Consider the following 12,344-nt stretch of genomic DNA (forward strand, 5'->3'; position numbering starts at 1 on the left):
CCGTCACCGCCCCTTCGCCTGACGCTTCTCAAGGCGTCCCGCCAGGTACCCGAGCGGGATCGTGACCAGCAGGTACGTCAGGCCCACCACCATGATGGGCGTGGCGTTGGCCGTTGTGGACGCCAGGTCGTTGCCGAACTTGGTCAGCTCGACGTACTGACTGGTCACGCCGAGGAACAACACCAGCGAGGAGTCCTTGAGCAGCGCCACGAACTGGTTGGTCGTCGGCGGGATGACGATGCGGATCGCCTGCGGGATGACCACCGTGACCATCGCCCGCCCGTGGGACATCCCCAGCGAGCGCGCGGCCTCCATCTGCCCCTTGGGCACGGCCTGCAGGCCGGCTCGCAGGGTCTCGGCCATGTAGGCCGCGCTGACGATCGTCAGGCCCAGGATGCCCTGGCCGTACGTGCCGCCCGGAACCTCGAAGCCGGGGAAGGCGGACGGCAGGAAGAACACGAGCAAGAAGATCAGCAGCGCGGGGAGACCGCGGAAGATCTCGATGTAGATGATCGCGATCCACCGGTACGGGCGCACCGAGGACAGCCGCATGAGCGCGAGCAGGAGCCCGCCCAGCGAGCCGAAGACGAAGCCGCCGACGGTGTAGATGATCGTGTTCTTGAGCGCGACCGTGAAGAGCTCGGGGAACGCCTGCGCCGCCACATCGAACCTGGCGAAGTTCTCGGCGAGGTTCTTCCAGTTGGTCAGGAGCACGACTGCGACGAGCGCGAGGATCAGGATGACGTACTGGACGCCGCGGCTGATCCGCTGCTTCTTCCGGGGGCTGAGCCGCGACCCGCCGGGCGCGGGCCCGGCGGGTCCGGCCGACTCGGCCGTGATGGGCTGGTCGGTCATGGAATCAGGAGGCTCCGAGCTCGCCGGGCTTCTTGCCGAACCACTTGACGAAGATCTGCTCGTAGGTGCCGTCGGACTTGGCCTTGGCGATCTCCTCGTTGATCACCTTGGCGAGGGCGTCGTTGCCCTTCTTCATGCCGATGCCGTACTGCTCGCCGGTGTCGAGGCTGGCGATCAGCTCGAACTTGGCGGCGATCTCGGGCTTCTTCAGCCAGGTGAGCACGACGGGAAGGTCCTGGACGATCACGTCGGCCTGGCCGGACTGCAGGCCGAGCAGTTCCTTGGGCGAGTCGGCGAACTCGGTCGGGTCGAAGCCCTTGCCCTTGACGTAGTCCAGGCCGGTGGTGGAGGCCTGCGCGCCGAGCTTGAGGTTCTTGGCCTTGACGTCCTCCAGCGACTTGGCGCCCGTGCCCTTCTTGGCCAGCAGGGCCTGCGTGGCGTCGAAGTAGGGGTCGGAGAACAACAGGTTCTTCTGACGCTCGGGAGTGATCGTCATGCCGGCGGCGGCGACGTCGCACTTGCCGGCGTTCAGGGCCGCGCCACTCTTGATCACCGCGAAGTCGATGTCCACGATGTCCTGGGTCACGCCGAGCTTCTTGGCCGCCAGGTCGACGATGTCGACGTCGAAGCCGACCGTCTTGTCGCCCTGCTTGAACTGGAACGGCTCATAGGGCAGGTTGGTGCACGTGGTGAGCTTGCCCGGGTTGATCAGCTTGATCCCCGAGGCGGCCGGGGCACTGCCGGCCGGCGCGTTGGAGGCGGTGGCACCGGTGTCCGATCCGCCGCCGCAGGCGGAGAGAAGGCACGCGGCGCCCACGACGAGCGCCCCGATTGATGTCATACGGCGACGCCTGGACCAAAAGACCACAACGTCCTCCTCTTTAGCTGTATGTCGGAGTTAAGTTAAGTTACCGTAACCCTGGCCATGGTCCCGCACCTGGTCACCAGGGGTATTACCGGAAAGAAACGATCGCACAACACATCACCGCGCCTGGCGCTCCGGGATCATCGGAGGGTTAGTGTTCGATCGTGCGGGCGCCTCTCCTCCTGATGGGCTTCACGCTCATCGCATCCATGTCCCTGTCCCTGACCGGCTGCTCCAGCGCTTCCGGCGACCCCGGCAAGCCGACGCCGACGCCGTCCGCGACGTATGCCGTCCCCGCCGAGACCGCGCGGCCGGACGAGACGGTCATCAAGGCCCCGGTCGTGACGGACGGCCTGATGCGCTTCCGCGTCCTGGCTTTCCGCGACGGCATGGCCAGCCTGGTGGGCAGTCACGCCGAGTGGCCGGCCAAGGGGCAGTACGTCCGCATCCGCGTCCTCGTCGAGAGCATCGACCGGAGCAACCAGCAGTTCGACGCCCGCCAGCAGCTGGCGATCGCCTCCGACGGCCGCTCCTTCCACATCGACCTGGCCGCCCAGACCACCAAGCGCCAGCCCTTCGAGCTGGTGGTCGGCAGTTTCGTGCGCATGGAGTTCGACCTGTGGTTCGACGTGCCCAAGGACGCCGAGATCACCAAGATGCGGTTGTTCGGCGAGCCTCCGCTCGGCGTCATCGGCAAGTCCAAGGGCGTCGAGGTGACGATCCGCTGAGCCTGGGCGCGTCACCGAGCCTGGACGCGTCGCTGCACGCGGACGCGTCGCCGCGCCGGGACGCGCGACGGCCCGGCCGAAGGCGTCCGGCCGGGCCGCTCAGAACCTCGCGACTCTCGCGCGGCACCCGTCAGTGGGCGCCGAGCTCGCCGCCCAGGTAGGCCTCGCGGACCTGCGGGTCGTCCAGCAGCTCCGAGGCGGCGGCCGACTTCACCACCCGCCCGGTCTCCAGGACGTACGCGCGGTGGGCGAGCTGCAGCGCCTGCTGGGCGTTCTGCTCGACCAGCAGCACGGTGGTGCCCCGGTTGTTGATCTCCTTGATGATCGAGAAGATCTGGGCGACCAGCATCGGCGCCAGGCCCATCGACGGCTCGTCCAGCAGCAGGACCTTCGGCTTGCTCATCAGCGCGCGGCCGATGGCGACCATCTGCTGCTCGCCGCCGGACATCGTGCCGCCCGCCTGGTTCTTGCGCTCGGCCAGCCGCGGGAACAGCTCGAAGACCTCGTCGAGGTCCTTGGTGAGGTCGCCGCTGCGGGTGTAGGCGCCCATCAGCAGGTTCTCGGTGACGGTCATGCCGGGGAACACCCCGCGGCCCTCCGGGGACTGCCCGATGCCGGCCAGCACCCGCTTGTGCCCGGGAAGCTTGCTGATGTCCTTGCCGTCGAAGGTGACCGTGCCCGACGACAGGGGCCGCAGGCCCGAGATGGTCTTGAGGGTCGTCGTCTTGCCGGCGCCGTTTGCGCCGATGAGCGTGACGATCTCACCCTCGGCGACCTCGAGCGAGATGCCCTTGATCGCCTCGATCTTGCCGTAGTGGACGTGCATGTCCTTGACTTCAAGAAGCATCTGCGGGAGCCCCCAAGTACGCCTCGATGACCCGCGGGTCGTTCTGCACCTCGGCGGGGAGACCGTCGGCGATCTTCTGCCCGAAGTCCAGCACCGCGATGCGGTCGCTGATGCCCATGACCAGGGCCATGTCGTGCTCGATCAGCAGGACCGTGCGGCCGGCGTCGCGGATCTTGCGGATCAGGCCCTGCAGGGACTCCTTCTCGGCCGGGTTCATGCCCGCCGCGGGCTCGTCCAGCAGCAACAGCTTGGGCTTGGTGGCGAGCGCCCGCGCGATCTCCAGCCGCCGCTGGTCGCCGTAGGGCAGGTTCTTGGCCGTCTCGCCGGAGCGGTTGCCGATGCCGACGAACTCCAGCAGCTCGTGGGCCAGGGCCTTGCCGTCGCGCTCCTCGTGGCGGTGCCACGGCAGGCCGAGGGCGGCGCTGAACATGCCGGCGCGGTGGTGGGCGTCGGCGCCCACCATGACGTTCTCCAGGGCGGACATGTTGTGGAACAGCCGGATGTTCTGGAACGTGCGGGCGATGCCGCGCTTGGTGACCTTGAACCGCTTCATGCCGTCGATGCGGTCGCCGTCGAACACCACCTGGCCGGACGTCGGGCGGTAGACGCCGGTGACGACGTTGAACACCGTCGTCTTGCCGGCGCCGTTCGGCCCGATGAGGGCGAAGATCTCACCCTCGTTGATCGTCAGCTCCACCTCACGCAGCGCGGTGACGCCGCCGAACTGCATCTTGACCTTCTGCAGCTGCAGAATCGGACGCGGATCGCTCATTTCGCTGCCCCTTCGGCTGCTGCGGTGTGGGCATCCGGCGCAGGAACCTCGGCGCCCATGGCGCCCATGCCGCCCGTTCCCTCCGCCAGCTCCGCTCTGCGGCGCCGTGAGGGCAGCAGGCCCTCGGGCCGGAAGATCATCAAGGCGACCAGCGCGGCGCCGAACACCATGATGCGGTATTCGGAGAGCCCGCGGAACCGCTCGGGCAACCAGGCGACGAGGAACGCGCCCAGGATGACGCCCGGGATGTTGCCCGAGCCGCCCATCACGACCGCCGCCAGGATGGTCGCCGACAGCATGAAGAGGAAGTCGTTCGGGTTGATCGAGATCGTCTTGGAGGCCCAGACGACGCCCATGGCGCCGCCGATCGAGGCGCCGATCGCGAAGGCCAGCAGCTTGAACTTGAAGGTCGGCACGCCCATGACCTCGGCGGCGTCCTCGTCCTCGCGGATGGCGGCCCACGCGCGGCCGACCCGGCTCTTCTCCCAGCGCTTGACGAAGATGATGATGGCCGTGGCCACCACCACCAGCAGGTAGTAGTACGGCCGGGGGTCCAGCACCCCGTAGTGGAAGATGTCCACCCCGAAGACCGTGACGCCGTCGATGCTCGGCGGGTGCGGGATGCCCGCGATGCCGCGGGGGCCGCCGATGGCGTCGGTGTTCTCGGCCGTCTGGCGGACGATCTCACCGAAGCCGAGCGTCACGATGGCCAGGTAGTCGCCGCGAAGGCGCAGCGTAGGCCCACCCAGCACCACCCCGGACAGCGCCGACAGGATCACGCCGGCGACGAGGATCTCCCAGAAGTTCAGCCCCATGCGGGTGCCGAGCAGCGCCATCGAGTAGCCGCCGATGGCGAAGAACGCGACGTACCCGAGGTCGAGCAGGCCGGCCTGGCCGACGACCACGTTGAGGCCGATCGCGAGCACCACGTACGTGCCGATGGGGAAGAACAGGACGCTGGCCCAGTCGCTGTACGGCGACATGATCGGGCCGAGGGACTCGGTGGGCAGCAGCAGCGCCGCGATGAACAGCACGACGTAGAGCGTCCAGCGCTGCCAGCCCGGGGCGGTCGCCCACCGGTCACGGACGCCGTCGATGAACGCCGAGAAGGCGTTCCTGCCGTTGGTGATCGTCGTGTTCGTGCTCATGCGCGCGCCTGCTGGAGTGATTCACCGAGGATGCCGGTGGGCCGGAACATCAGGACCAGGACGAGAACCGTGAACGCGATGACATCCTTCCATCCCGAGCCGAAGACCGCGGCGCCGTAGTTCTCGATCAGACCGAGGAACAGGCCGCCGAGCAACGCTCCGCGTAGGTTGCCGATGCCTCCGAGCACGGCGGCGGTGAACGCCTTGATGCCGAGGAGGAAGCCGATGGAGAACTTGGTGACCTCGAACTGCAGCACGAACAGGGCGCCGGCGACCCCGGCCATCAGGCCACCGATCAGGAACGTCATCCGCACGATCTTGTCGATGTCCACGCCCATCAGGACCGCGGTCTCGGGGTCCTGGGAGGTGGCCCGGATGCCGCGGCCGATCTTGGTGCGGTTCACCAGCAGGTCCAGCAGGACCATCATGCCGATCGCCGCCACGAAGATCAGGACCTGGTCGGCCCGGATCTGCGCGCCGCCGAGCGTGAAGAGGGTGTCCTTCTCCATGATGCGGGCCACACCCATCTGGTTGCGGCCCTGCTGCGGACGGTTGAACACGTGCGGGATGATCACCAGGGCGAAGAGCTCCTGGAGGAAGAGCGAGGCGCCGATGGCCGAGATGAGCGCGGCCAGGCGCGAGGCGCCGCGCTTGCGCAGCGGCCGGTAGGCGATGCGTTCGAGCAGCATGGCCGAGCCCGCGGAGGCGAAGCCTCCCGCGAGCACCATCAACAGCAGGCCGCCGACGAGGGCGAACCCGGTGAGCGGCGTGGTGATGCCGAGCGCCATCACCACGAACGCCGACGCCATGGTGCCGATCATGAAGATCTCGGAGTGCGCGAAGTTGATGAGTCGCAGCACGCCGTAGACCATCGTGTAGCCGAGGGCGACGAGGCCGTAGATCGCGCCCAGGATGAGGCCGTCGATCGTGTACGGCCAGAAGGAGCCGAGGAGGTTATCGAACACGGAGTTTCGCTTTCAAGGAAGCCTTCACGCGAGGCGGGCACGGACAGGGGCGGGAGCGCCGTTGCGATTCCCGCCCCTCATTGGCTGGCCTTTGTCTACCTGCCGTCAGCCGAGCTTGGCCGTCGTCGTGTCGCCGAGCAGCCCGATCTGGCCGTCCTTGACCTGGTACATGTAGATCGACTTGGCGGAGGGCTCACCGGTGGGGTCGAACGAGATGTGCTTGGAGATGCCGTCGAAGTCGGACTTGCCGACCGCCTCGTTGATCGCGTCGGCGGTGGTGGCGCCGCCGGCGATGGCCTTGGTGAAGGCCGTCATGGCGTCGTAACCCTCGGTCGCGTAGATCAGCGGGTCGGCGTTGAACTTCGCCTTGTAGTCGGCCGCGAACTTCTTGACCTTCTCGTCGGTCTCGGCGGAGGTCGGGATGCGGCAGGGGCAGCCGATGAGCGCGCCCTCGGCCTGCTTGGCGCCGGCGCTCTCGATGATGCCCTTGTCGAGCGAGCCGTCGCCGGAGAAGAACTTCGCCGTCACGCCCTTGTCGCGGAGCTGCTTGAGCAGCTTGCCGGCACCGGCGTAGTAGCCGCCGAAGACCACCGCGTCCGGCTTGGCGGAGGCCACCTTGTTCACCGTCGAGGAGTAGTCGGTGGCGGCGGGGTCGAGCGCGTCGTCGGTGACCGTGACGCCCTTGGTCTTCAGCTGGGCGCGCACCGCGTCGGCCAGGCCCTTGCCGTACTCGGACTTGTCGTCGACCACGAAAACACTCTTGGCGGCCGCGGCGCCGGCGACGAAGTCGGCGATGGCCGGGCCCTGCACACCGTCGTTCGGGACGACGCGGTGCCAGTACTTCCAGCCGTTCTTGGCCAGGTCGACGTTGGTGGCCGAGGCGGAGATGTTCGGGATCTTCGCCTCCTCGAGCAGCGGCACGGCCTGCTTGGACTCGCCGGAGAACGCCGGGCCGACCAGCGCCACGACCTTGTCCTGCTTGATGGCCTGCTGGGCGAGGTTGACGGCCGTCGTCGGGTCGGCGCGGCTGTCGTACTTCACCATCTCGATCTTGACCTTGGGGTTGGTCGCGTTGTACTCGTCCACGGCAAGCTGAGCGCCATTGCTCGGCGGGATGACGATGCCGGAGTTCTCACCCGTCAGGTCCCCCATGAAGCCGATCTTCAGCGTGCTGGGCGCCGCGGAATCGCCGCCACCGGTGCTGGAGCCCGAGTCAGCGCCACCACAGGCGGCGAGACCAACGGTAAGTGCCACACCGACGGCGAGCACGCCCCCGAGGCGAGCAATCTTGGGCCGCAAGGTTGCCTTCCTTTCGCCTGATCCCGCATCCCGGGATCGGGTTCACAGAGCCACCCTGGCAGTTGGGCCAGGGTTCGTTGACGGCATTACACCCAGCTCAAGTCACAGGTCGGTACAGAGTCACATCACGTTACCGCTTCGTTATCACACCGGTCCTCTTCGGCGATCAGCACGAAAAGTAAAGGTCACATCGCGGTTGCACGGCCGACCAAGATCGACTGTATGGGCTCGCGGGCGACGGGGCGCCGCCGGACCCGTCCGATCTGACACGGCGGGACGGCACGGCGTCGACCGCGCCGTCAGATCAGGACTCCTCGGGAGGCTTGGCCTCGCTCACGACGGCCTGGGCGACCTGGCGCATGCTCAACCGCCGGTCCATCGACGCCTTCTGGATCCAGCGGAACGCCTGCGGCTCGGTCCAGCCGTGCTCGGCCATCAGCAGGCCCTTGGCCCGCTCGACGAGCTTGCGCGTCTCGAGGCGCTCGCCGAGGGTCGTGACCTCGCGCTCGAGGGCCGCGATCTCCTCGTGCCGGCTCACGGCCATCTCGATCGCCGGCACCAGGTCGGACTTGGTGAACGGCTTGACCAGATAGGCCATCGCCCCGGCGTCCCGCGCCCGCTCGACCAGGTCGCGCTGCGAGAACGCCGTCAGGATCAGGCACGGCGCCACGCGCTCGGACACGATGCGCTCGGCGGCCGAGATGCCGTCGAGGATGGGCATCTTGACGTCAAGGATCACCAGATCGGGGCGCTGCTCCAGAGCCAGCTTGATCGCCGTCTCGCCGTCACCGGCCTCGCCGACGACGGCATAACCCTCTTCTTCCAGCATCTCCTTCAAATCGAGGCGGATCAGCGCCTCATCTTCCGCGATCACCACTCGCCGCTGCGTACTCACGACCAAGAGAGTACCGACGTCCGCTAGATTAGGGGCACGAGCACCACGGCGCCCCGATAGACCAACGGCAGAGTCGATGGCCTCAAAATCCATACAGTGTGGGTTCGAATCCCACTCGGGGCACACGCATGGGCAGCCGCGCGGCACCGCCGCGCGGCTTCGCTCTTTCTCAAGCCCCGACGCCTCGCTCCGCCGCTCCTCGGCCTTCGCGATCGCCTCGGCGCCTGTGTCCCGCGGCTCCCGCTCCCTTGGCACGCCCGTCCGCCGCCCGTCCGCGCGATGCGGCCGTCATCGCGCGGAAACGCCGATGACCGGCAGGCGGGAAGCCGCCTGCCGGTGCTCGCCGGCGTGGGTCAGTGGTCGCTGGAGACCGCGGAGCCGATGGTGTGGACGCGCAGGGCGTTGGTGGAGCCGTGGTTGCCGGGAGGCGAGCCGGCGACGATGACGACCTTGTCGCCCTTCTCGTAGCGGCCGATGGACAGCAGGGCCGACTCGACCTGGCGGACCATGTCGTCGGTGTGGTGCACGAACGGCACCTCGAAGGTCTCGACGCCCCAGGTGAGGGCGAGCTGGCCGCGCACCTCGGGGGCCGAGGTGAATGCCAGCAGCGGGATCGGCGAGCGGTAGCGGGCCAGCCGCCGCGCGGTCTCCCCCGACATGGTGAAGGCGCACAGGGCCTTGGCGCCGACGATGGCGCCGACCTCGGCCGCCGCGCGGGCGATGGCCCCGCCGGTGGTCTCGGGAAGCCGGTCGAAGGTGTGGGTGGCCTCCAGCGACTCGGCCTCCGCGGCCGAGGCGATGCGGGCCATGGTGGCGACCGACTCGACCGGATAGCTGCCGACGGAGGTCTCGCCGGACAGCATGACGGCGTCGGCGCCGTCCATGACGGCGTAGGCGACGTCGGAGGCCTCGGCGCGGGTGGGCCGGGGGGCGCTCATCATGGAGTCGAGCATCTGGGTGGCCACGATGACCGGGTGGGCCTTCTCCCTGGCCAGGGCGATGGCGCGGCGCTGCACGATCGGCACCTGCTCCAGCGGGAGCTCCACGCCGAGGTCGCCGCGGGCGACCATGATGCCGTCGAAGGCGTCGACGATCTCTTCGAGGCACTCGACGGCCTGCGGCTTCTCGATCTTGGCGAGAAGGGGCAGGTGGACGCCCTCCTCGTCCATGATGGCCCGGACGATCTGGGCGTCCTCGGGGCTGCGCACGAACGACAGCGCGATCATGTCGAAGCCGGTGCGCAGCGCCCAGCGCAGGTCTTCCTCGTCCTTCTCGGTGAGGGCGGGGGCCGAGACCGCGACGCCGGGCAGGTTGAGGCCCTTGTTGTCGGAGATCATGCCGCCGACGAGCACCTTGGTCACCACGCGGGGACCGTCGACCTCGGTGGCCTCCAGCACCAGGCGGCCGTCGTCGACGAGGATCTTGTCGCCCGGCTGGACGTCGTTGGGCAGGCCCTCGTAGGTGGTGGAGACGATCGCGCGGTCGCCGGGGACGTCCTCGGTGGTGATGGTGAAGACGTCTCCGAAGCCGAGCCGGACGGGGCCCTCGGCGAAGCGGCCCACACGGATCTTCGGGCCCTGCAGGTCGGCGAGAACGCCGACGGCCTTGCCGAGCTCGGCGGCCGCCTCTCTCACCCGGCCGTGGATCTCCTTGTGGAGCTCGTGGCTCCCGTGACTGAGGTTGAACCGCGCCACGTTCATTCCGGCGGCGATCAGCTCGCGCAGCCGCTCCGGGGAGGAGGTGGCGGGCCCCAGTGTGCAGACAATCTTCGCTCGACGACTCACAAGTCCTACCCTAATTGGTACAGACCACTTGATGATGACGAAGTGCACAGCCCCTGGGGAAATCCAGGTGACATCAGCCTTGCCATCGCGTGCGCTCCGCACGTCGCCGCAGGTGGGGCCCGTTTCTTGCGGGCAGAGGCCGCGACCGGCGCGGAAGGGCGCGCGGGGTCCGTTTTCGTGTTGCGTGCTCTAGGAAGGATAGTTGCCCCGCAGCGTGCCCGCAGGCCGTACGGACCCGGTGGGCCACCGGCGGCCCGGCAGGTGAACGGCGGGCGCCCTGCCCGGTGAACGCCCGCGGCCCCGCCCGGACGCGCCGGACGGGGCCTCAGAAGGCGTTCGGAGGCCGTTCAGCCCTTGGCCGTGGCCGCCCGGTAGGCGTTGACCAGGCCGTGCCCGTAGAAGCCGTTCTTCGCGGCCGGCCCGGCGCAGGTGTGGGTCTCCTCGCTCACCGAGTAGGTGGTCGAGCCCGAGGCCGGGCAGCTCACCGGGGTGGCCGTGGCGTACAGCAACTGCTCGACCCTGGACGGGGACAGCGTCAGCCCACCCTTGCCCGGCCTGCCGAAACGGGCCACCAGGATGGCCGCGACGCCGGCGGCGTGCGGGGAGGCCATGGAGGTGCCGGACAGGTACTGGTAGTAGGAGCAGTGCCCGTGGTGGCACTCGCGCACCACCGAGCCGCCGGCGGGCTTGCCCGCGGCGTTGATGAGCTTCTCGCGGCGCAGCACGTGCGTCGGCGCGGCGGCCAGGATCTCCCTGGTGGCGCCCTTGAGCGAGGTGCCGGCGTCGGAGGGGTCGCCGCCGGGGGCCGACAGGTCGGTCTGCTCGGTGCCGTAGTCGGAGTACCAGGCCTTGCGCTTGCTGGGGCCGAGGGCGGAGACGGAGATGACGCCGCGCGACTCGGCCGGGACGTTCACGCACGAGTTGTCGATGGTGCGCTCGCGCTCCTTGCCCAGCGGGTAGCCGGGGCTCTCCTTGTCGGTCGTGGGGTCGCCGAGGTCGGTCGAACCGTTGCCGAGAGCGCTGATGAGCGTGACGCCGCGGGCCCGGGCGTAGTCGAGCGCGCGCTGGACGCCGGTGACGATGCCGGCCTGCTGGAGCCGGTCGGCCTTGGAGTCGGCCGGGTTGTTGGTGCAGTTGAACGTCCACGGGTCGACGAAGAAGCTCATGTTGACCACGTCGATGCCCGCGTCGCCGGCGTAGGTGAGCGCGTCGAGGACCGGCTTGAGGAAGAAGAACCCGGAGTCGGTGCCGGCGCGGATGTTGACCAGCGAGACATCCGGCGCCACGCCCGCGACGCCGATGCCGTTGATCGGCGAGCCGATGGTGCTGGCGACGTGGGTGCCGTGCCCGTCGTCGTCCACGTCGGCGGGGTCCTTGCAGCTCTTGACCTCGCACGGCCCGTCGAGCGTCTTGCCGTTGGGGTCCTTCGGGTGATCGGTCACGAAGTTGCGGCTCAGCGCCCGGTTGAAGTTCGGGGCGATGTCGGGGTGCCTGCCGTCCACGCCGGTGTCGATGATGCCGACCGTGACCTTCTTGTTCGCCCGGTTGACGGCGTAGGAGCCCGAGGGGGTGGCGCCGATCATCCTCATGTCCCACTGGCGTCCCGCCAGGGGTTCGGCCTTGACCGCCTTCCCCACCGTGGACGGGTTCGCGGCGGAGGCGTTCGCGGCGGAGACATCCGCGGCCGAGGCGCCTTCGGCGGCGGCCGGCGACAGCGGCGCCGTGAGCGGGCCGGCGCCGGCGGCGACGGCCGTGGCGGCGCCGATGCGGCGGTTGTCGGTCACGCCCACGACGGCGGGGCTGGCGCCGAGCGCCTCGGCGAAGCCCGTGCGAGGGCCCCGGGCGATGATGTAGCCGAGCTTGGCCTCGACGGCGGCGGCGACGCCTCCGCCCGCCTTGACGGCGCTCAGCGCCTCGGCCTGGGCGCCCGCGCCATAGAAGACGAGGTACTCACCCCTGTCCGCGACCGGCGGCGCGGCGGCCGCCGGACCCGCCCCTGTCACCAGCGAGGCGGCGGCGAGCGTGCCCGCCACCGCGAGTGAGACGGCGGCGCCCGCCAGGCGTTTGTACCCCCGCACCATGGACCTTCCCCTCATGCCTGTCTTACAACGAGGCAGCATCTTTCAGGGGATCGAGCACCAAAGCAAACTGCGGTCAGATACTCCGGCATTCGACCCATTACACAC

General features: G+C 68.9%; 11 protein-coding genes and 1 tRNA gene. 2 read left to right on the forward strand and 10 right to left on the reverse strand.

From position 1 onward, the window contains the following. Positions 1-3: 3 nt before the first annotated feature. Both ACFQSB_RS16440 and ACFQSB_RS16445 read right to left on the reverse strand, forming a co-directional pair. On the reverse strand, positions 4-855 hold the full coding sequence (locus ACFQSB_RS16440) for an amino acid ABC transporter permease (protein WP_380827376.1): 852 nt from the start codon (positions 853-855) through the stop codon (positions 4-6). 4 nt (positions 856-859) lie between these two features. Beyond that, positions 860-1,696 (reverse strand): ABC transporter substrate-binding protein, encoded by an 837-nt coding sequence (locus ACFQSB_RS16445; RefSeq protein ID WP_380827378.1) that lies wholly within the window; start codon positions 1,694-1,696, stop codon positions 860-862. A gap of 188 nt (positions 1,697-1,884) precedes the next feature. Between ACFQSB_RS16445 and ACFQSB_RS16450 the strand changes: the two genes are divergently transcribed. Next, on the forward strand, positions 1,885-2,448 hold the full coding sequence (locus tag ACFQSB_RS16450) for a DUF4352 domain-containing protein (RefSeq protein ID WP_380827379.1): 564 nt from the start codon (positions 1,885-1,887) through the stop codon (positions 2,446-2,448). A 130-nt stretch (positions 2,449-2,578) separates the two neighbouring features. Here the strand turns inward: ACFQSB_RS16450 and ACFQSB_RS16455 are convergent, their stop codons facing one another. The 6 genes from ACFQSB_RS16455 to ACFQSB_RS16480 all read right to left on the reverse strand — a co-directional run bounded on the left by ACFQSB_RS16455 (position 2,579) and on the right by ACFQSB_RS16480 (position 8,374). Continuing rightward, a complete protein-coding gene (locus ACFQSB_RS16455; protein ID WP_354846068.1) occupies positions 2,579-3,295 on the reverse strand; it encodes an ABC transporter ATP-binding protein in 717 nt (238 codons plus the stop codon). Then, positions 3,285-4,067 carry an ABC transporter ATP-binding protein gene (locus ACFQSB_RS16460; RefSeq protein WP_380827380.1) on the reverse strand — a complete coding sequence of 261 codons (783 nt, stop codon included), beginning with the start codon at positions 4,065-4,067 and terminating at the stop codon, positions 3,285-3,287. Before ACFQSB_RS16460 ends, ACFQSB_RS16455 begins: the two co-directional genes overlap by 11 nt. Further along, positions 4,064-5,215, reverse strand: a complete 1,152-nt coding sequence (locus ACFQSB_RS16465; RefSeq protein WP_380827382.1) for a branched-chain amino acid ABC transporter permease — start codon at positions 5,213-5,215, stop codon at positions 4,064-4,066. Before ACFQSB_RS16465 ends, ACFQSB_RS16460 begins: the two co-directional genes overlap by 4 nt. Beyond that, positions 5,212-6,180 carry a branched-chain amino acid ABC transporter permease gene (locus tag ACFQSB_RS16470; RefSeq protein WP_354846060.1) on the reverse strand — a complete coding sequence of 323 codons (969 nt, stop codon included), beginning with the start codon at positions 6,178-6,180 and terminating at the stop codon, positions 5,212-5,214. Before ACFQSB_RS16470 ends, ACFQSB_RS16465 begins: the two co-directional genes overlap by 4 nt. A gap of 105 nt (positions 6,181-6,285) precedes the next feature. Continuing rightward, positions 6,286-7,449, reverse strand: coding sequence for a branched-chain amino acid ABC transporter substrate-binding protein (locus ACFQSB_RS16475; RefSeq protein WP_380827437.1), 1,164 nt, complete (start codon positions 7,447-7,449; stop codon positions 6,286-6,288). A 334-nt stretch (positions 7,450-7,783) separates the two neighbouring features. Then, positions 7,784-8,374, reverse strand: a complete 591-nt coding sequence (locus tag ACFQSB_RS16480) for an ANTAR domain-containing response regulator (protein ID WP_354846057.1) — start codon at positions 8,372-8,374, stop codon at positions 7,784-7,786. 50 nt (positions 8,375-8,424) lie between these two features. Here ACFQSB_RS16480 and ACFQSB_RS16485 point away from each other — a divergent pair. Then, positions 8,425-8,497, forward strand: a tRNA-Leu gene (locus ACFQSB_RS16485). Positions 8,498-8,727: 230 nt separating this feature from the next. Here ACFQSB_RS16485 and pyk read toward each other — a convergent pair. Both pyk and ACFQSB_RS16495 read right to left on the reverse strand, forming a co-directional pair. Next, positions 8,728-10,158 carry a pyruvate kinase gene (gene pyk / locus ACFQSB_RS16490; protein WP_380827384.1) on the reverse strand — a complete coding sequence of 477 codons (1,431 nt, stop codon included), beginning with the start codon at positions 10,156-10,158 and terminating at the stop codon, positions 8,728-8,730. A 347-nt stretch (positions 10,159-10,505) separates the two neighbouring features. Beyond that, positions 10,506-12,254 carry a S8 family peptidase gene (locus ACFQSB_RS16495; RefSeq protein WP_380827386.1) on the reverse strand — a complete coding sequence of 583 codons (1,749 nt, stop codon included), beginning with the start codon at positions 12,252-12,254 and terminating at the stop codon, positions 10,506-10,508. Positions 12,255-12,344: the final 90 nt, after the last annotated feature.

It is taken from the genome of Sphaerisporangium rhizosphaerae, assembly GCF_042665155.1.
Lineage (GTDB): Bacteria > Actinomycetota > Actinomycetes > Streptosporangiales > Streptosporangiaceae > Sphaerisporangium > Sphaerisporangium rhizosphaerae.